Here is a 19,391-nt window from a genome sequence, read left to right as displayed (position 1 = left end):
GAGCACCCGGTGAGGCCAACAGCTGCGGCCGCCAGCGATCCGCCCAGAAGACTCCTTCTGCTGATCATCATCCCTTCACCGCCCCGGTCAGCATGCCCTTGGCGAAGTGCCGTTGCAGGAACGGGTACACGATCAGGATCGGGACGAGCGATATCACCAGGATCGCCATCTGGATCGACTCCTGCGGCGGCAGCTGATCGGCCGCCGCGCCACCGAGATCACCGCTGCTGAGCTCGGTGTTGTTGATGACGTACGTCCGCAGTACCAGCTGCAACGGCCATTTCGCGGTGTCGCTGATGTAGAGCATCGCGTTGAAGAACGCGTTCCAGTACCCGACCGCGTAGAACAGCCCGACGACCGCGAGCACCGCCCGGGACAGCGGCAGCACGATCGACCAGAAGATCCGGAAGTCGCCGGCGCCGTCGATCCGGGCCGAGTCCAGCACCGACTCCGGGATGCCCATGAAGAACGAGCGGAGCACGATCACGTTGAACCCGCTGATCGCCGTCGGCAGGATCAGCGCGAACAGCGAGTCGAGCAGCCCGAACTGCTTCACCACCAGGTAGTTCGGGATCAGGCCCGGGCTGAACAGGATGCTGAACAGCACGATCATCAGGATCGGCCGCTGCCCGAACGATCCCGGCCGGCTGAGCGAGTAGGCCAGCATCGTCGACCCGGCCAGACTGATCAGCGTGCCGCCGGCGGCGATCACGATACTCACCAGCAGCGCCCGCTGGACGACGCCGCCGTTGAAGATCGACTTGTACGCGTCCAGGTTGAGCGCATCCGGCCAGAGCACGAACCCACCAGAGTTCGTGACGTGTTCCTGACTGGCGATGCTGGTCGAGATCACGCCGAGGAACGGGATGACGACGACCGCACAGCAGACGACCAGTACGACGGTCTTGAGTACCCGCGACGACATCGCCGGTCCGTCGTCGATTCCCTTCTGACGGTACACATTGGTTTGGGTACTCATTTCTTGTACACCCCCGCCTCGCCGAAGATGTGCGCGATCTTGTTGGCGCCGAGCACCAGGACGACGGCAACAAGTCCCTTCACCAAGCCGACCGCGGCCGACACACCCCATTGGCCTGCCAGTACGCCGTTGTTGTAGACGTACGTGTCGAGCACTTCACTCGCCGGTCTGCCGACGAGGTTCTGCTGCAGGATGATCTGCTCGAAGCCGACGGTCAGCGAATCGCCGAGCCGGAGGATCAGCAGCAGGATGATCAACGCGCGGATCCCGGGCACCGTGACGTGCCACAGCTGCCGCCAGCGGGAGGCGCCGTCGACCCGGGCGGCCTCGTACAGGCCGGGATCGATCTGCGTCAGCGCGGCGAGGAACAGGATCGTTCCCCAGCCGGTGTCCTTCCAGATCACCTGGCTGGTCAGCAGCGCGATGAAGCCGTCCGGATTGCCGAGGAAGTCGATCGTGCCCATCCCGTGCGAACGCAGGAAGTTGTTGATCAGTCCGCTGCCGCCGAGGAGCTGCTGGAAGATCGCGATCACGATCACCCAGGACAGGAAGTGCGGCAGGTAGAGGACGGATTGCACGATCCGCTTGATCCGCTCGGAGAGCAGGCTGTTCAGCATCAGCGCCAAAGCGATCGGCGCCGGGAACACGAAGACGACCTGCACCAGCGTGATCAGCAGCGTGTTCTTGAGGGCGTTCAGGAACTCCGGGTCCCCGTTGAAGATCACCGCGAAGTTGTCCAGCCCGACCCACGCGCTGCGGCCGAACGGGACGAACGGCAGGTACTCCTGGAACGCGATCAGGTTCCCGAGCAGCGGCAGGTAGTGGAACACCAGCAGGAGGACCAGCCCGGGCAGGGCCATCAGCAACAAAACCTTGTCCCGCCGGGCCCTCGCCCACCAGGACAGCGGCTTACCTGCTGTGCGCGGTCCGTTCCTACTGTCCATGCCGGTGCCCGGTGGTCCGGAGCCGGCCGCACCGGCGACTTCGCCCGGTGTGGATCGGTCGGTCTGGAGGCTGTTGATTGCATCTGTTCGAGCCACGCGAGACTCCCTGGGTGGTTGTCGTCGCTCCCACAGCGGAGAGCGCTTTCCGTTCCCCTTTGTCCGATGCTGTCGTGTCTTGGTGGTTCGCGCACCCCCGCGCGGTGCGTCATCCAGGGATTACTGCCTCGTGACCACTGGTCGTGATCAATCTCAACAGACGGTTACAGAACCGGATCAGCTGAAGCTGAGCCAGGTCCCGGCCAGTGGTTGCTGCCCGGCACCCGGCTTCGACCAGTCGCAGACGCCGCCAGGGAAGATCGTCCGGAGTCGGGTCCACTGGGCGGCGGTGAACGTTGGGTAGTCCGAGCGGACCGGTGCGTGCAGCTTGCACTTGATGATGTCGGCGGCAACGGTCGCCCCCGCGACCTCGCGCGGGAATGATGCCGACGGGAACAGTTGCTCGCACCGCGACGACGGATCCCGGTTCAGCGGCTGCGCGATGAAGCCTGAAGGACCACGACATCCCTCGACCAGCCCAGTAGGACGAGCTGCGACGATCTTGTCGATCCGCGGTCGCGACGTGCCGTCCGCGTCCAAGACCGTCAGCCATTGATCCATCGAGTCGACCGCATGCTGCAACAACGGACTGTCCGTGCTGAACAGTCCGTACTGCGAATCCTCGAGCAGGCTGACCTGGTTCGCCGCTGTTCCGTTCGCCTTCTCCAGCCGGGCCCGCATCGAGAACGTGTGGTACCTGACGTGGATGTCGCCGTACGACTGGGTGTCGAAGTACGCCCGGTAGTCGATGATCGGCACGTCCTTCAACCCTCCCCCGCCGTTCGTCAGCCGCCCGGTCCGGTACGCCGTACGCACCGCCGAAGGATCCGCGACGGTACGGGCCGGCACCACGTTCGCGTCCGCGTCGAAACCGCCGATCCGCTCATTCAGATCAAGGAACTGGTCCGCAGTGACTGCCCCAGACTTCAGCACCGACAGCCCGTACTGGATGCCGACGTTGTCCAGCGGCCGCCGGGAGAATCCGGTCGCCGGATCGGCGCCGTACGCGTTGATCGTGTGGTCGAAGACGTCGCAACGCACGCCACGCGGGTTCGTCGCCGGGTCGTAGCGTTGCGCCGCCGGGACGATGTCGCAGTTCTTCCGCGGATCGATCCGGTTCGCGCTGACCGCCATGCTCGGCAGCGTCGCGTACGTCGCGAACCCGGCCACCTGCCGCTTCTGCTCCTGGGTCCACGCAACGCTCGACTTGTTGAAGTACGTGTCCAGCAGCAACGAGTCGCTGATGAACTGGATCGTGCCGAACCCGACGTCCGGGAACGAACATCCGACGATGATCCCGTCGAAGATGCCCGGGTAGTTGTCGGTGATCTGATGGGCCTGGTACGACCCGCCGGAGCAACCGAACCCCACCGTGTACGAAGGCTTCCCGTAGTGCTCGACGAACAACTCCTCCGTCATCATCGCCGACTCGGCCGCGGTCACGTCGTTGCAGTTCTGACCGAAGACGTTCAGCGACGACGACATCAGCGCATACCCGCGACCGAGCAGAAAAGCGTCCGTCACTCCACCGGTCGTCGAACCCGAACGGTGCCACCCGCCGGCACAACCGCCGCCGAGAGTGAAGATCGCGCGCCCGTTCCAGCTCGACGACCGTCGCGTCGGCGTCGGTGTTGCCTCACGCAACGGATCGTGCAACATCGTCGTCTGTACGACGGCGCGGTTCGCGCCGTCGTCTCCATCCGGACGATGAACGGATCACCAGCGTCCGTCTTCGCCAGGTCGGCCGGGTACGACGTCGCGCCGGCCGGCCATTTCACAAACTGGCCGGCCTTCGTCCGGTAGAAGTAGTCGACCCGCGGCGCGACCGTACAGTCGGCATCGAGCGGAGCGCCGAGCGTCCCACCGATCACCGGAATGGTGAACGACGCCGTCTCGCACACGAACGGCTGCTCGTGCGGCCCCGAGAACACCGGCCCCTGCCGTGGATAGTTCCGGACCTCCAGCGTCGTACGCCGTCCCCCGGCCTCGGCACGGAGGACGTTCGATCCCAAAGACAGGTTCCCGACCAGCCCGGTCAGACCGCCGTCGTCAGCGGTGAACACCGACGACACGTCCTTGCCGTTCAGAGTCACCCTCACTGGAGCATCCGGTACGTCGACGTGCACGAGCGCATCCCCGCCGGTCACCTTGTCCGGGCGACCGGACAGGATCGTCAGCTTCAACTCCCGTGACGCCGCAGCCGGGACCGCGGGGAGGACAAGCGCACTGGCAAGCAGAATGACGGCCAGCCGAACTGGTCGGGAACCAATCACGAGTCCTCCTAGTGGGCGGCCACCTCGTACACGCGGGCGATATCAGGAGTCGTGCTGGACGGGTCGGTGATCGCGAGCCGGATCTGGTCGATCGCCGCCGACGTCACCGGAGTCGAGACCAGAGCGCGGGTGTTCGCGGTGTAGCTCCCGAGCTGGACCCAGCCGGCGGAGGTGTGCCCCTCGACCTTGAAAGCGGTCAGAACGGTGCCGGTGGCAACATTCGGGTACCCGTACCCGCTGTAGACGTCCACCTGACTCACATCCTTGTAGGTCCCCAGATCCACTGTGAGCACCGGCGCCGTGTCACCGACGGCCGACATCCAGCGTCCGCTGTCCGCGCACGACCCGTCAACCGCTTTCGGCGCGCCCGAATCGGCGTCGTACGTCGAGGACGCGGTCACCGTCGCGCCGCGAGCGAGGTGATCGGAGCACGGTGAGACCGCAGGAGCACCGGCCAGCCAGTCGCGGATGAAGGCGCCCTCGTACTCGCCCGACAACAGGTTCCAGTTCTTGTCGAACATGACCGGAGCCCAGAAGTTGTCGAACACCCAGCCCAGCCAGCCGATCTGTGGACGGGCGTCCAGGTACTGGCGCAACGGCAGTCCCACCCGGACGTCGTACCGGCGGTGACGTTGTTGGCCGACGACGACGGATCCCAGCCGAATTCGGTCAACACCACCGGCAGAGTCGCCGACGCATTGCCGAATTTGGGATCGAGACTGGCCGCAGTAGCCGGCCCCTGGTTCGGATAGAGGTGGTAGACGTACGCGATATTGCCGCCCGTGATCGGGTCGGTGAGCGCGCCGTTGAGCCGGGTGCTCCAGGACGGGCTGCCCATCAGGATCACGTTCGACGCGACCGACCGGATCGAGTCCACGACCGGCTGGATGTAGGACTTCCAGGTGGCCCAGTTGTCCGGCGCGATCGGCTCGTTGAACACCTCGAACAACACGTTCGGGTTGTTCGCGTACCGCGGCGCGATGAAGTCCCAGAAGCCCTTCACGTCCGACTGCGGTACGGCGCCGGCCGCGTCACCGTAGTTGCGGACGAGATGCAGGTCGATGATCACGTAGAGGCCCTTGGCAACGGCGTGGTCGACGTACGGCTTGATGTAGGTGGCGTCGTACGCGTTCAGGTCCTTGCCGATCGCCTCGGTGACGAGCAGACGGAGGACCTTGGAGTTCCAGCCGTTCGAGACCGTCATGTCGATCAGGTCGTTGATCGGCTTGGAGTTGCAGTCGGTGCAGACCGAGTTCTGCTCGGGGGCGATGACGGAGAGACCCTTGAGGGTCACGTCGGTCCCGGCGCTGTTCTTGATGCGATTGCCTTCGGTGTGCAGGGCGGGGAGGGCGGTGGTCTGCGCAGATGCGTTCACCAGAGACGCAGCGGAGAACAGCAACGCAGTACACAGGGCGGCCAAAGACTTTCGGAGCACAGCATCATCCTTTTCAGTCGCGATGGGTGCGGATCTCCTCCGGCCAAGCGATCCGGGTGCCGAGGCCGTCGGTGAGGAGGCGTTGGTAGTCGGCCAGATGGGTGGGATCGTTGCGGACCTTGCGTGGTGACAGGCCTTCGGTCAGACAGAAGCTGACCAGTGCGCCAACCGCCTCGCCGATGCTCCATTCGACCGGGTGCAGGCGGTAGCAACCGTTGGTGATGTGGGTCGTCCCAATGTTCTTGTTTGCCGGTAGCAAGTTGTCGACACGGACCGGGATCAGCGCGCCGAGCGGGATCTGGAACGGGTACGCCTCGATGTCGACGTACGTCCGGCCTGCCGTACTCGGGTGCAGATCGATCCGGTACCGCCCGAGCCCGACTGTGTCCGCGAACACCTCACTGCCCGCACCGTCCGGCCGCGCCTCCACGCCGACGTGCTGCTCGAGCACGGTGAACTCGGCCTGGATCCGCCGCGATTCCCGGATGTACGGCGCCTTGGCGAGGCCGTCCGCCGTACCCGGCACGTCCGGCCGCAACCGCAGGCCGGGATAGCCGCCCTCGGTCTGCATCCAGTACAGGAACGACAGCGACAGGTCCCGGCTGGCGGCCAGCGCGGCCGAGGGATCGGCTCCACCAAGGAGCGGTGCTTCCCAGTAGTCGAGCTGCGGCCAGTTGACCACCGTGACGTCCGGGATCACCTTGTCGACAAAGTTGCTGCTGGCAAGGATTTGTCGATATCGCCAGAGCGAGAACGGCGCCCGGCGATCCTGATTCGCCTCGAACAGCTTCCACTCCCGCTGCTCCAGCGTCACCGGTACGACGTCCGTCCAGGACAACTGCGATCCGGGCCAGAACGGCGCGACCGCGTCCCGCCAGTGCTCGTACGTCGCCGGACGGTCGATGGTGTGGTCCTCCCCCGGCCGGTGCTCCAGCGCGAAACACCACGAGAACGCCTGCTGATCAAGGGGATTCGCGACCTCGGGCGCATGCAGCTCGCCGGTCTGGTCGCGACCTTCCGCGCCGATCACGTGCTCGACATTCGCCAGCTCTAGCAGGTCACCGAGCTCGGTCGCGTCCACGACGTACGTCGCCGACACCGTCAGCTCGTGGCCGCCGCGCAGATCCCTCAGAGTCACCGCCTCGATCTCGTCGCCATTCGCGGCCACTGCGATCGCCGCGTGCTCAAGGAAGACGCGGAGCCGACCGGACGCCCGCCATGGAGCGAGCATTTCCTCGAGTACGGCGGCTGCCACGCGTGGCTCATGGCAGAACCGGCTGACCACCCCGCGACCGGGGTCGAGCAGCGGATCGTCAGCTACTTCAGGTGTCAGTGGGTAGTTCCGGCGGTAGTAGTCCCGGATCCGACGGCGGAGTTCGGCGTACCCAGTAGCGGCGTACTGCTCGATCCACGGGTGCTCGTCGGGCGGCACGAGCTGGCTGGTCAGTTGGCCGCCGAGCCAGTCGGTCGGCTCGGTCAGCACCACGCGCCGACCCAGTCGTACCGCGGTCAGTGCAGCCGCGACTCCACCCAGTCCGCCGCCGACGACCAGCACATCCGTTTCGAGTTCCACCCGTTTACTCCTTTTTACCAGGCGCGGCGACGGTTTCGCCGGCCACCAGATCACAGGCCACCAGTTGGCTGACCGGTTCCTCGTCCGGGTTCTCGACTCGGGTCACTAGGGCGTCGATGGCGATCCGGCCGATCTCCTTGCGCGGGATGACCAGGCAGTCCCAGCGGTGCCCGGGTTCGTCGCCGGACCCCTCCAGCACCGCGACGGACACGTCGGCGGGGATGCTGAGGCCGCGCGCCGCCAGTCCGGTCCGCAGGTCCTCGGCCAGGCCGATGTTCTCGGCGACCACAGCGGTCTCCGGTCCGGACGCCAGCTCGCCCAGCCACTCCTCAGTCAGCCCAGGCTCGCCGCGGTAGCCGGGCGAACGGTCCTGCAGCCCCAGCCGTTCGATCGCGTTGCGATAGCCCGTACGGCGATCGGCGTACGCCTCCTGCTCGATTCCGGAACGCAGGTAGGCCAGGTGACGATGGCCGCGATCGGCCAGGGACGTGACGATTCGGTCGGCGGCCGACACGTAGTCCGGGATGATGCACGGGATGTCCGCGCCGGCGACCTCGCGGCGGCCGATGTGGACGAACAGATACCCGTCGTGCCACAGCCGGGCCAGCTCCTCGCGGTCGGTCGCGGCACCGAGGAGGACCGTGCCGTCGGCGAGGTTGAGCCGGTTCGTTCCGTCGCGGTAGATCCGGCGCCGGCCGTCGCTGGTCCCGGTCGAGGTGAACAGGACCAGGTCGTACCCGATCTCCTCGGCGCGCTCCTCGATCCCGAGCAGGAACTCGAAGTAGAAGTCCTCACGGGCATGCGGGAACACGGACTCGAAAGTGTGTACGCCGAGCAGCCGGTTGCTCTTGTTGCGGAGGTTGCGGGCGGCCGCGTTCGGGACGTACCCGAGCTCCTTCACCGCGGCCCGGATCCGATCCTGGGTCTCCTCCGGAATCCGGTCGATGTCTCCGCTCACCACTCGGGACACAGCGGACTGGGAGACGCCGGCGAGCCGGGCGACATCGGACTGTCTTGGCGCTTTCATCGTTTCTCCTGCAGCCAGCAATGGGTCCATCGCCCGCCGGGTAGTTCGGTCCGGGGCGGCGCTTCGGTGCGGCAGACATCCATCGCGAGCGGGCACCGCGGATGGAATCGGCAGCCGGCGGGTGGATCGATCAGGCTCGGCGGCTCGCCCAGATCCTCCGCATCGAAGAGATCTGGCCGGTCGCTGCGCTCGGGATCGGGTGACGAGTCGATCAGCAGCTGCGTGTACGGGTGCAGTGGATCGGCGATCACGTCCTCCTTCGGACCACCTTCGATCATGCGTCCGGCGTACATCACGACGATGTCGTCGCACAGGTACCGCGCGCTCGCGATGTCGTGCGTGATGTACAGCAGCGCGAGGCCGTCCTCGGTCCGCAACCGGTCGAGCAGGTTGAGCATCTCCAGCCGGATCGACACATCCAGCATCGAGATCGGCTCGTCGCCGAGCAGCACCTTCGGCTCCACCGCCAGCGCCCGGGCGATGACCACGCGCTGCCGCTGCCCACCGGACAACTCGTGCGGGAACTTGTCGATGAACTGCTCGACCGGCGTCAGACTGACCCGCTCCAGCAACTCGGCGACCCGCTGATCGACGTCCGCTTTGGGGTGATGCAGCTTGACCGCACGTTCCAGGTTGTAGCGGACCCGATGCAACGGGTTCAGCGAGCCGAATGGGTCCTGGAAGATCAGCTGGACGTCGCTGTAGTACGCCCGTGGCTTACCCTTCACGACCTCACCGTGCAGGCGGATCTCACCGGACGTCGGCGGGTAGAACCGCGCGAGCAGGCGGGCGAGCGTGGTCTTGCCACTGCCACTCTCACCGACCAGCGCGACGATCCGGCCAGGCTGCAACGCGAGCGTCGCGTCCTCGACCGCGCGGACCGTGGATCGGCCGGCCGGGAACAGCTTCGAGACCCCACGGGCCTCCAGAACGGGTTGGCTCATGATTGATCTTCTCCCGACGGGTACAGCCGACAGGCCACGGCGTGGTCCTCGATCGTCAGCAACTCCGGTCGTTGCTCGTCGCAACCGTCGAAACGGTCCGCACAGCGAGGGTGGAACGGGCAGCCGGGCGGTGGGTTGCGCAGGTCCGGCGGGCTGCCGGGAATGCCGTTGAGCTTGCGGAGCGGCGAGCGGAGTGGTGGGAACGAGTCGCGCAGGCCGCGGGTGTACGGGTGGCGGGGTTTGCCGTAGAGGGACTCGGCGGTGCCGATCTCCACGATCCGGCCGCCGTACATGATCGCGATCCTGTCGGCGAGCTCCAGGAGCAGCGATAGGTCGTGGGTGACGAAGACGACGGCAAACCCGAGTTCGCGGCGCAGACGGAGTACCTGCGCGAGGATCTGGCGTTGCATCACCACGTCGACGGCGGTCGTCGGCTCATCCATCACGACGAGCTCCGGACCGCAGGCCAGCGCTAGCGCAATGCTGGCCCGCTGCCGCATGCCGCCGGATAGCTCGTGCGGATAACTGCGAACTCGGTCCGCGGAGATCCCGACCATGCCGAGCAGCTCGGCAGCCCTAGTCCAGGCGTCCTTACGGCTCAGGGTCTTGTCGTGCGCACGCAGTACATCGACGAACTGGGCGCCGACTCGCATTACGGGGTTGAGGGCGTCCATCGCACTCTGCAGGACGATCGCCAGGGAGGTCCACCGAAGCTTCCTGAGGTCGTCGGGGCCCAACGCAACCAAGTCAGTGCCGTGAAACTCGATCCGACCAGCGGTGGTGACCGCCGGGGGACGTTGCAGCCGGGTGAGCGCGGTGATCAGCGTCGACTTGCCCGAACCCGACTCCCCCGCGACGCCGAGGATCTCGCCCCGACGCAGCTCGAACGAGACGTCGTCACAGGCCCGCACCGGCTCGGCGCCGGTGACGTAGTCGACGGTCAGCCCTTCCACCACGAGGACAGCACTCACGCCGAGACCACCTTTCGCGTCCGGACGATGACCGACCGACGAGCCTGACGCAGTTTCGGGTTGGACACCTCGTCGACACCGAAGTTCACCAGCGTCGCCGCCGTACCGATCAGCGCGATACACAACCCCGGCGGTACGAACCACCACCACAATCCCCGCAGTACGGCGCTTTGCTGCTGAGCGGCCTGGATCATCGTGCCCCAGCTGATCGAGCCGGAGTCGGTGATGCCGAGGAAGGCCAGGCCGGCCTCGGCCATTACGCCGCCGATCATGCCGTGCAGGAACATCGCCGAGATCCAGCCAGTCAGGTGCGGGAGGATCTCGAAGAAGATCAGCCTGCGGTGTGGCTCGCCGACCATCCGCATCGCGAGCACGAAGTCACGGCTGCTCAGGCTGAGCGACTGTGCCCGCAGCGTCCGCGCGCCGCCGGACCAGCCGAACAGGCCGATGATCAACGCGATCACGAACGGACCGGTGCCTTGGACGTAGCCCGCGACGATCAGGATCAGCGGGAGGACCGGCATCACCAGGAAGAGGTTGGTGAGGAAGTTCAGGCCGTTGTCGACCGCGCCACCGAAGTACCCGGCCGGGACGCCGACCAGGATCGCGATCAGCGTGCCGATCGCGGCGGCGAGGATGCCGACCAGCATCGAGCCGCGGGCGCCGGCGATGGTCTGCGCGAGGACGTCCTGCCCGAACTGCGTCGTACCGAAGAGGTGGTGGGCGCTCGGCGGCTGCGAGATGGAACTGATGTCGTTCGCTCTCGGGTCGCCGCCGATGAGTGGTCCCAGGACCGCCAGCAGGATGAAGAAGCCGAGGATCGACAGGCCGATGCGGACCTTCCAACTGCGAAGCATGATCATCGGTTCGCCCGGATCCGGGGATCGAGCAGCACGTAAGCCAGGTCGGCGACGAGGTTGGCCAGCAGGACCGCCAGCGTGATCAGCAGGAAGACGCCCTGCATCATCGGGTAGTCCCGCTTCTGCAGCGACTCGTAGAGCAGGTAGCCGATCCCGGGATAGCTGAACACGATCTCGGTCAGCAGCGCACCGCCGACGACTCCACCCAGCGCCATCGCGAACCCGGTGAAACTCGGCAGCATCGCGTTGCGGGCGGCGTACCTGAACATCACCCGCTTCGGCGACAGGCCCTTCGCCTGGGCGAGCAGGACGTAGTCCTCGCGGACCGTGGTGACGGTCATGTTCCGCATCCCGAGCAGCCAGCCGCCGAAGGCCGAGAACACGATCGTTGCTGCCGGCAACACGCCGTGGTGCAGCACACTGACCGCGTAGGCGAAGCTGAAGCCCTGCGGCAGGTCGGCGTCGTACCCGCCGGAGAGTGGGGTCCAGCCGAGGACGAAGCCGAAGATCCAGAGGGCGAGGAGTGCCACCCAGAAGTACGGGACGCTGCTGAGGAACGTCGTGAATGGTGTGAGGATCGCGTCGAAGCGGCTGCCTGCTTTCCAGCCGGCTACGACGCCGAGCAGGGTGCCGATCGCGAACGCGGTGATCGTCGTCGTACCGACGAGCAACAGGGTCCACGGCAATGCCTGCCAGACGAGGTCCGCGACCGGGACCGGGAAGTTGACCACTGAGACGCCGAGGTCGCCGTGGGACAGCTGGCGGAGGTAGTCGGCGAACTGCTGGGCCAGGTTGGCGTGCGGGTTGCCGAAGATCGCGCGGATCGACATCAGCGTCTCGGCCGGGACCTGCTGACCGCTGACCCGTTCCAGTTCCTCGACGATCGCCGACGAGGGGTCGCCGGGCATGAGTCTGGGTAGCAAGAAGTTCAGACCGATCGCGGCGGCCGCGGCGGCCAGGTAGAAACCCAGCCGCCGGGCCAGGAAGGCCAGTCGCATCGTCAGCTCCCCCGCCGCTGGAGCTTCAGCAGGGTCAGGATGGTGTCCGGGCCCATGCCGGCGAACGGGATGTGGTCGAAATTGTCCGGCGTCGGCCAGCCGGTCCATCGGGTCGCGTTCATGTCGACGAAGTAGAAGTTGTTGTAGATCGGGCTGAACGGGACCTCGTCGACGACGATCTTCTGCAGTTCGCGACCGAGGGTCTTCAGCTGCTCGACGTTGTCGGTCCGCTCCATCGAGGCGAGGATCGAGTCGGTCCGCGGATCGCTCCAGCGGCCCTGGTTCAGGGTGGCCGACTTGCCGATCGGGACCTTGAACGAGCTGCTCAGGAACCGATAGACGCCGTACACCCCGGAGCCGCCGGTGGACGCGGCCGCCAGGTCGAACTGGCCGAGGTTCTGCTTGTCGTAGTACCCCGCGCTCGGCTGGCCGGCGCCCTTCACCTGCAGGCCGAGGGACTGCTTCCAGGTGTTGATCAGGATGTCGGCGTAGTTGCCCCAGCCCCAGTCCGCGTTGAAGAGGATGCTCGGCTGGTAGCGCTTGCCGTCCTTGACCAGCGCGCCGTTGTCGATCGTCCAGCCGCCCTTCGCCAGCTCGGCTTTGGCTGCGGTGGCGTCGACCTTCTGGACTTTCCCCTTGTACTGCGGGTCGAGCCAGTCGGCGAACAGTTGCTCGGAGAGTCCGGTCGGACCCGCTTCGGTGCCGGGGCGTTGCAGGGTGGTGACGACTGCCGTCCGGTCGATGGTGAGGGCGAGCGCCCGTCGTACATGCACGTCGTCGAAGGGCGCCTTGGCGGTGTTGAACAGGACGGACATCGCGCCGCCGTTGGAGTAGAGCTGGTAGAGATTCTTGTCCGGGTCCTTGGCGACGTACTCCTTCTCGCCGTTCGGCCAGCTCGCCGACGCCCAGTCGATATCACCCTTCAGCAGTTGGGCTTTGAGCGCGTCGGCGCTGGTCGGGATGATCTTGAACGTCGTCATCGGCAGCTTGCCGCCCCAGTAGCCGGTGCGGGCCTGGAGGGTGATCTGCTGCGGCTTGAACTCCTTGACCGTGAACGGGCCGGTGCCGACCGGATCCGGGTTGGTCCAGGTGTTCAGGTTCTGGGTCGACCAGATGTGCTTCGGGACCATCGGCAGCAGGATGTTCGCGAACTGGTTCAGCGTCGCGTACGACGGCTCCGCGAACCGGACCGCGACCGTCGAGGCGTCCACCTTCGCGACCGACTTGTAGGTGACACCCGCGATGCTGAAGTCCGGCTTCTCGATCGGCAGGCCGAGCGAGTAGACGACGTCGTCCGCGGTGAACTTCTGCCCGTCCGACCAAGTCACGTCGGCGCGCAGCTTGATCGTCAGCAGCTTGCCCTGCTCGGAGAACGCCCAGCTCTCGGCCAGCCACGGCTTCACCACTCCGCCGTCGCCGTAGTCGACCCGCATCAGCGGCTCGTAGACGAGCTCCATGTTCGGCGCCTTGTCCGTCGCCGGGCCCATCACGTTGTAGTTGCGGACGAACGTCGTACCGCCGTCGGTCTTCGCGTACACGATCGACGCGTCCGTTCCCGCACCACCGGCCGGCTTGACCGCGGGGCCCGAACATCCGGCCACCAGTACCGCGCCGACCACCATCAACACCCGCCAGCGACTGCGCATATCTCTCACCCCAGAACTAGAGCGGCTGCACGTTCATACGTATGAGCACTCGCCTATGAGCTATTTCCGGGTTGCTCTTACGTATGCGCAGGAACCTACGAACGTTACGTGCGCATGTCAAGGCCGAGACGGCTCAGCAACGACAATTCGTGGATGTTGCCCCGCGACGGCGAGGTCGTAGCGGGCAAGGACGCGCCAGCCGCGGTCGAGTTGGGCTGCCTGCTGCGGGTTGAGGATCGCGACCAAGCGACCGTCGAGTGCCCGGTGCCATTGGCGGATGTACGGCGTGAGGTCACCGATGCTCAGGCGCACGTCCCAGGGCGGATTGGTGATAATCCGATCGGCGTTCGTGCTCAGCCGAGCCGCGTCACCTCGCCGCCAGCGCACGCCGGCGGCACCCGCCGCATTCTCCCGGATGCCGGCAGCACTCGCCGTATTCTCTCGGGCTGCCGCGAGCGCGGCCGGGTCTCGGTCCGAGCCGACGTAGGTCGCCTGCGGCTCGAGAGCATGTGCCTCGAGCAGCAGTGTCCCGGCACCACAGAACGGATCGAGCACAGTGTGACCCGACGCGATGCCCGCGAGGCGTGCCATCGCGGCGGCGACCGGCGGATGCAGACTCCCCCGCACGGTCCGCGTCCGCCACGGTCGCCGATGCAGCGGTACGGCGTACGGCCGCAGACCGAGCCACATCGTCTTCCCGTCCAGTACGACCCGCCACTCGGACCGCTCAGCCGGCGGCGAGACCCCATGCCGACGGGAGTGATACCGCCCGCCCAGCTGCGCACCAACCAGGTCCTCGATGTCGAACCGGTTGTAGTTCCGCGCACCAACGAACGACGCAGTCACCGCAAACGCACCCGACTCCGCCGGCGGTACGTCCAGAGCCCGAACCGCCGCAGCCAGGGCGTCCTTGGTCCGCCCAGGATCGGTCACCGCACCGTGTACGACGAACAAGTCGTCCGCCAGCCGCGGCGTACCGGAGTCGACGGACGCCAACTCGACAACCAACTGCCGCTTGGACACGTCGACCACCCGATGCCCCGCCGCGACCACTTCCTCAGCGGTGAGCTGCTCCAACCCCGACACAGTCCGCACCAAAACAAGCCCAGAGGGCATGGAGAATCTCCCGGATAGCACCCGGGAACAACCAACTGGTCACTCCCGCATCGCTGACCGCGGGAAACCTCGAACAGGCCAGCGGAAGCTAGCCCACGCGGAAGAAGTATGTCTCCATGACCGGAGATGATGGCACGTAGCGGACGCGAGGCCTATCGAATTACCCTGCTGTGAGCAGAGACCGTCCCGCCCCGGAGGTTGCTCATGCACGCAAGGCTGTCCTGGATCGGTCGGCGAGCGCTTCTCGTCACCGCTGTCCTTCTCGGTTTCTCACCCCTCGCACCAGCGCAAGCTGCACCGCCGCAGATCTCCGTCGCCGCGCCGGCTGCCCAGAGTGCCCACAGCGGCGCGGAAGTCGTCGCGGTCAAGCAGGTCGCCGACCGGCTGACCGACCTGACCGTGCGGTCGCAGGCACTCGGCGGCCGCACCGTGAACGTCCGGCTGCTCACGCCGGACGGCTGGAATCCGGCAGATCGCCGTCAGCACTGGCCGACGTTCTGGTTGCTGCACGGCTGCTGCGGGGACTACACGTCGTGGTCCGGCACCGACATCGCGACGATCCCGAGCCTGCGCAAGGTCCTCGTCGTGATGCCCGAGGCCGGCTGGAACGGCTGGTACAGCGACTGGTGGAACTACGGCGCCGGCGGCGACCCGGCCTGGGACACGTTCCACACCGTCGAACTCACGCACCTGCTGGAACACGGCTGGGGCGCAAGCTCGGATCGCGTCGTGGCCGGCCTCTCGATGGGCGGCCAGGGAGCCCTGCTGTACGCCGCCCGCCATCCCGGCATGTTCCGCGCGGCCGCGGCGTACTCCGGCTCGGCCCATCCGCTGCTGAACGACGAGTCGATCAACCGGATCATGGGATTCTTCGCCGGACAGGGCAACGACCCGCTCCGGGTCTGGGGAGACCCGGTGGCGCAGCGCCAGATCTGGCAGGCGCACGACCCGTACTACCTGGCGCGCCGACTCAAGTCGCTACCGGTCTACCTCTCCTGTGGCGACGGCACCGCCGGACCGTTCGACCCGCCGGGGAAGACGGACGCGTTGGAGGCCGACTTCAACCGGCAGAACCACGCCCTCGCCGGCCAACTGGAGCAGCTCGGCGCCAAACACCTGACGACCAACTTCTACGGACCCGGCACGCACGCTTGGGCCTACTGGCAGCGCGAGCTGCACGCCTCGCTGCCGATGCTTCTCCGAGCCCTCGGCGTCCGTACCTAGAGGTAGGTCTGGGTGCTGGGTGGTGCGGATTCCATCCAGGCCAGGACGCCGGTGAGGGCTTCTTCGGTCATGGCGAAGTGGACGGTGCGGTCGCGGAGGTCGGCGTCGACGATGACGTGGCCGGCGTAGGTGACCAGCGGCTCGTTGCCCATCGGGCGGCGGGTGGTGATGCCTTCGAGCCGGCGGCGGTTGACGACGAGCTTCGGCCACCAGGCGAGGCTGAAGACCCGGAACCACTGCAGGTCGTCGCCGACGTACCGGGCCAGGCCGAGGGCCCAGCCGCGGCCGTGCTCCTTCTCCGCGAGTTGCAGGCTGCAATCAAAAGTTCCGCCGTCTCTGGTCAACCAGCGACGGCGGAACGCGACAAGAACGATGAACAGTACGGCGGCAAGCAGACAGACCCCGACGACATCGAGGACTGTCCTCATACCTTGCCGACCCCATTTCCGGTGCCCAGATCCGGTACCACCCCGGGCACCCCGGAGAAACCGTACGTTCAGTGACGATATTCGATTATGGCAGGTGGGTTCAGGACGTCTGCTCGGCGGCCCGGACCCGGGCCTCCGCGAGCCGCAACTCGTCGCTGTCGTCGTCGGGGATCCCGGCCGCCAGCGCCTCTTCGAGCTCGCGCCGGGCCTCCTCCAGGTCGATGTCGTGACCCATCTCGGCGTTCTCGGCCAGGATCGAGACCCGGTCGTTCGCCACCGAGATGAAACCGTCCGGCGCGGCCGCGACGAAGTACTCGTCGTCGACGGTCCGCACCTGCACGGTGCCGCCCTGCAGCAGGCCCAGCAACGGCGCGTGGCCGGGCAGGATACCGACGTCGCCGTCGGTGGTGCGGGCGATCACGATCTTCGCCTGCCCCTGCCAGACCGTCCGCTCCGCCGCGACGAGGGCTACCTCGAGGTGCTTCGCGGAATCGTCGGCCATCTCAGTTTTCCTTCTGCAGCTCGGCCCACTTGCGCTCGACGTCCTCGAGCGAGCCGGTGTTGAAGAACGCCTGCTCGGCGATGTGGTCGCAGTCGCCTTCGGTGATCTTCTTGAAGGACTCGATGGTGTCCTTCAGCGGCACGGTGGAGCCCGGGATGTTGGTGAACTTCTCCGCCATGTAGGTGTTCTGGGACAGGAACTGCTCGATCCGGCGCGCGCGGGCGACGGTGATCTTGTCCTCTTCGGAGAGCTCGTCGACACCGAGGATAGCGATGATGTCCTGCAGTTCCTTGTTCTTCTGCAGGATCTGCTTCACCCGGACGGCCACGTCGTAGTGCTCCTGGCCGATGTACTGCGGGTCCAGGATCCGCGACGTCGACATCAGCGGGTCGACGGCCGGGTACAGACCACGCGACGCGATGTCACGGGACAGCTCGGTGGTCGCGTCCAGGTGGGCGAAGGTGGTCGCCGGCGCCGGGTCGGTGTAGTCGTCGGCGGGCACGTAGATCGCCTGCATCGAGGTGATCGAGTGACCCCGGGTCGACGTGATCCGCTCCTGCAGCACGCCCATCTCGTCGGCAAGGTTCGGCTGGTAACCAACCGCCGACGGCATCCGGCCGAGCAGCGTGGAGACCTCGGACCCGGCCTGGGTGAACCGGAAGATGTTGTCGATGAACAGCAGCACGTCCTGCTGCTTGACGTCGCGGAAGTACTCCGCCATCGTCAGCGCCGACAGCGCGACGCGAAGACGCGTGCCCGGCGGCTCGTCCATCTGACCGAAGACCAGCGCGGTGTCCTTGAAGACGCCGGCCTCTTCCATCTCGTTGATCAGGTCGTTGCCCTCACGGGTCCGCTCGCCCACGCCGGCGAACACCGACGTACCACCGAAGTTGTGGGCAATCCGGTAGATCATCTCCTGGATCAGAACCGTCTTGCCGACACCCGCACCGCCGAACAGGCCGATCTTGCCGCCCTGGACGTACGGCGTGAGCAGGTCGAGCACCTTGATGCCGGTCTCCAGCATCTCGGTCTTCGACTCGAGCTGGTCGAAGGCCGGCGCCTTGCGGTGGATCGGCCAGCGCTCGGTGATCTCGAACTCGGACTCGTCCTGGTTCAGGCACTTGCCGGTCACGGACCAGACCCGGCCCTTGGTGACGTCGCCGACCGGGACAGAGATCGCCGCGCCGGTGTCACGCACCTCGGCGCCGCGGACCAGGCCGTCGGTCGGCTTCATCGAGATCGCCCGGACGATGTTGTCGCCGACGTGCAGCGCGACCTCGAGGGTGATCGTCTGGGTGATGTCGGGGAGGGCGATCTCCACCTCGAGCGCGTTGTACATGTCCGGCATCGCGTCCGCGGGGAACTCGATGTCGACGACCGGGCCGATCACCCGGACGACGCGACCGACAGCGGCCGCACCGGACTCGTTGTTCTTCTCGGTAACCGTGGCAGTCATCTCTCTCACTCGCTCCCGGCGTTCGCGTCGGCCAGCGCGCTGGCGCCACCGACGATCTCGCTGATTTCCTGGGTAATTTGGGCCTGCCGGGCCTGGTTCAGGTCCCGGGTCAGGCTTTCGATCAGGTCTTGCGCGTTGTCGGTCGCGGACTTCATCGCGCGCTGCCGGTTGGCGAGCTCGGAAGCCGCCGCCTGCAGCATGCAGTAGTGGATCCGGCTGGCGACGTACTTCGGCAGCAGCCCGTCGAGGACCTCCTCGGCGGACGGCTCGAACTCGTACAGCGGCAGTACGTCGTCCGCCGCCGGTGCCTCCTCGCCCTCGACGACCTCCAGCGGCAGCAACCGGATCACGTCCGCGCGCTGGGTGAGCATCGACACGAACCGGGTGAAGACGATGTGGATCTCGTCCACGCCGCCCTCCTCGGTCGGGGTCAGGAAGGACTCGATCAGCGCGTCGGCGATCTCCCGGGCCCGGGCGAACGACGGCGCGTCGGAGTTGCCGCTCCACGACTGCGCGACCTCGCGCTGCCGGAAGTGGTAGTAGGCGATGCCCTTGCGGCCGCTGAGGTAGGAGACGATCTGCTTGTCGTCCTCGCGCAGCAGCTGGTTCAGCCGCTCGCCCTCACGGATCACGTTCGCCGAGTAGGCGCCGGCCTGACCGCGGTCGGAGGTGATCAGCAGGACGGCGGCCCGCTTCGGGTTCGCCTTCTCGGTGGTCAGCGGGTGGTCGACGTTCGAGAACGTCGCCACCGCCGACACGGCACGGGTGAGCTCACGCGCGTACGGACCGGCCGCCTGGGCGCGCTGCTGCGCCTTGACGATCCGGGACGCCGCGATGAGCTCCATCGCGCGGGTGAGCTTCTTGATCGTCGTGACCGAGGCCTTCCGATCGCGAAGCTCCCGCAAGTTGGCCGGCATCG

At 66.6% G+C, this 19,391-nt stretch carries 17 protein-coding genes and 1 pseudogene; 1 reads left to right on the top strand and 17 read right to left on the bottom strand.

Annotated elements, in window-relative coordinates; translation table 11 throughout:
• Nucleotides 1–67 precede the first annotated feature (67 nt).
• From EV650_RS38025 to EV650_RS37965, 13 genes and pseudogenes are all read right to left on the bottom strand, one after another.
• Nucleotides 68–979 carry a carbohydrate ABC transporter permease gene (locus EV650_RS38025; RefSeq protein WP_238174745.1) on the bottom strand — a complete coding sequence of 304 codons (912 nt, stop codon included), beginning with the start codon at nt 977–979 and terminating at the stop codon, nt 68–70.
• Entirely contained in the window at nt 976–2,019 is a 1,044-nt protein-coding gene (locus EV650_RS38020) for an ABC transporter permease (RefSeq protein ID WP_238174744.1), read from the bottom strand. The genes EV650_RS38025 and EV650_RS38020 overlap by 4 nt, the downstream gene beginning before the upstream one ends.
• A gap of 177 nt (nt 2,020–2,196) precedes the next feature.
• Nucleotides 2,197–4,145: pseudogene (locus tag EV650_RS40810) on the bottom strand (DUF6351 family protein).
• Between the two features lie 155 nt (nt 4,146–4,300).
• Nucleotides 4,301–4,693, bottom strand: coding sequence for a discoidin domain-containing protein (locus EV650_RS38010; protein ID WP_166678422.1), 393 nt, complete (start codon nt 4,691–4,693; stop codon nt 4,301–4,303).
• Nucleotides 4,690–5,727 carry a glycoside hydrolase family 5 protein gene (locus EV650_RS38005; RefSeq protein WP_134124085.1) on the bottom strand — a complete coding sequence of 346 codons (1,038 nt, stop codon included), beginning with the start codon at nt 5,725–5,727 and terminating at the stop codon, nt 4,690–4,692. The genes EV650_RS38010 and EV650_RS38005 overlap by 4 nt, the downstream gene beginning before the upstream one ends.
• A 13-nt stretch (nt 5,728–5,740) precedes the next feature.
• The gene (locus tag EV650_RS38000) at nt 5,741–7,300 is read right to left on the bottom strand and encodes an FAD-dependent oxidoreductase (RefSeq protein ID WP_134124084.1); all 1,560 of its coding nucleotides are present in this window, start codon (nt 7,298–7,300) and stop codon (nt 5,741–5,743) included.
• A 4-nt stretch (nt 7,301–7,304) separates the two neighbouring features.
• The gene (locus tag EV650_RS37995) at nt 7,305–8,327 is read right to left on the bottom strand and encodes a LacI family DNA-binding transcriptional regulator (RefSeq protein ID WP_134124083.1); all 1,023 of its coding nucleotides are present in this window, start codon (nt 8,325–8,327) and stop codon (nt 7,305–7,307) included.
• Nucleotides 8,324–9,271 (bottom strand): ABC transporter ATP-binding protein, encoded by a 948-nt coding sequence (locus EV650_RS37990; RefSeq protein ID WP_134124082.1) that lies wholly within the window; start codon nt 9,269–9,271, stop codon nt 8,324–8,326. Before EV650_RS37990 ends, EV650_RS37995 begins: the two co-directional genes overlap by 4 nt.
• Nucleotides 9,268–10,242 (bottom strand): ABC transporter ATP-binding protein, encoded by a 975-nt coding sequence (locus EV650_RS37985; protein WP_134124081.1) that lies wholly within the window; start codon nt 10,240–10,242, stop codon nt 9,268–9,270. Before EV650_RS37985 ends, EV650_RS37990 begins: the two co-directional genes overlap by 4 nt.
• A complete protein-coding gene (locus EV650_RS37980) occupies nt 10,239–11,105 on the bottom strand; it encodes an ABC transporter permease (RefSeq protein ID WP_202875303.1) in 867 nt (288 codons plus the stop codon). The genes EV650_RS37985 and EV650_RS37980 overlap by 4 nt, the downstream gene beginning before the upstream one ends.
• A complete protein-coding gene (locus tag EV650_RS37975) occupies nt 11,102–12,100 on the bottom strand; it encodes an ABC transporter permease (RefSeq protein WP_134124080.1) in 999 nt (332 codons plus the stop codon). The genes EV650_RS37980 and EV650_RS37975 overlap by 4 nt, the downstream gene beginning before the upstream one ends.
• Before the next feature lie 2 nt (nt 12,101–12,102).
• Nucleotides 12,103–13,746, bottom strand: a complete 1,644-nt coding sequence (locus EV650_RS37970; protein ID WP_202875300.1) for an ABC transporter substrate-binding protein — start codon at nt 13,744–13,746, stop codon at nt 12,103–12,105.
• Between the two features lie 117 nt (nt 13,747–13,863).
• On the bottom strand, nt 13,864–14,832 hold the full coding sequence (locus EV650_RS37965) for a methyltransferase domain-containing protein (RefSeq protein ID WP_166678421.1): 969 nt from the start codon (nt 14,830–14,832) through the stop codon (nt 13,864–13,866).
• Nucleotides 14,833–15,066: 234 nt separating this feature from the next.
• Here EV650_RS37965 and EV650_RS37960 point away from each other — a divergent pair, with 234 nt between their 5' ends.
• Nucleotides 15,067–16,086 (top strand): alpha/beta hydrolase, encoded by a 1,020-nt coding sequence (locus EV650_RS37960; protein WP_134124078.1) that lies wholly within the window; start codon nt 15,067–15,069, stop codon nt 16,084–16,086.
• Here EV650_RS37960 and EV650_RS37955 read toward each other — a convergent pair.
• From EV650_RS37955 to EV650_RS37940, 4 genes are all read right to left on the bottom strand, one after another.
• Nucleotides 16,083–16,514 carry a DUF2550 domain-containing protein gene (locus tag EV650_RS37955; RefSeq protein ID WP_134124077.1) on the bottom strand — a complete coding sequence of 144 codons (432 nt, stop codon included), beginning with the start codon at nt 16,512–16,514 and terminating at the stop codon, nt 16,083–16,085. The two genes, EV650_RS37960 and EV650_RS37955, sit on opposite strands and share 4 nt — an antisense overlap.
• A 100-nt stretch (nt 16,515–16,614) precedes the next feature.
• Nucleotides 16,615–17,016, bottom strand: a complete 402-nt coding sequence (locus tag EV650_RS37950; RefSeq protein ID WP_134124076.1) for a F0F1 ATP synthase subunit epsilon — start codon at nt 17,014–17,016, stop codon at nt 16,615–16,617.
• A gap of 1 nt (nt 17,017) precedes the next feature.
• The gene (gene atpD / locus EV650_RS37945; RefSeq protein WP_134124075.1) at nt 17,018–18,472 is read right to left on the bottom strand and encodes a F0F1 ATP synthase subunit beta; all 1,455 of its coding nucleotides are present in this window, start codon (nt 18,470–18,472) and stop codon (nt 17,018–17,020) included.
• A gap of 5 nt (nt 18,473–18,477) precedes the next feature.
• Nucleotides 18,478–19,389 (bottom strand): F0F1 ATP synthase subunit gamma, encoded by a 912-nt coding sequence (locus EV650_RS37940; RefSeq protein ID WP_134124074.1) that lies wholly within the window; start codon nt 19,387–19,389, stop codon nt 18,478–18,480.
• Nucleotides 19,390–19,391: the final 2 nt, after the last annotated feature.

Source organism: Kribbella kalugense, assembly GCF_004365875.1.
In the GTDB taxonomy this organism is placed as follows: domain Bacteria; phylum Actinomycetota; class Actinomycetes; order Propionibacteriales; family Kribbellaceae; genus Kribbella; species Kribbella kalugense.
The sequence above is the reverse complement of the archived record's forward strand: the minus strand, read 5'-3'. Positions and strand labels throughout refer to the sequence as shown.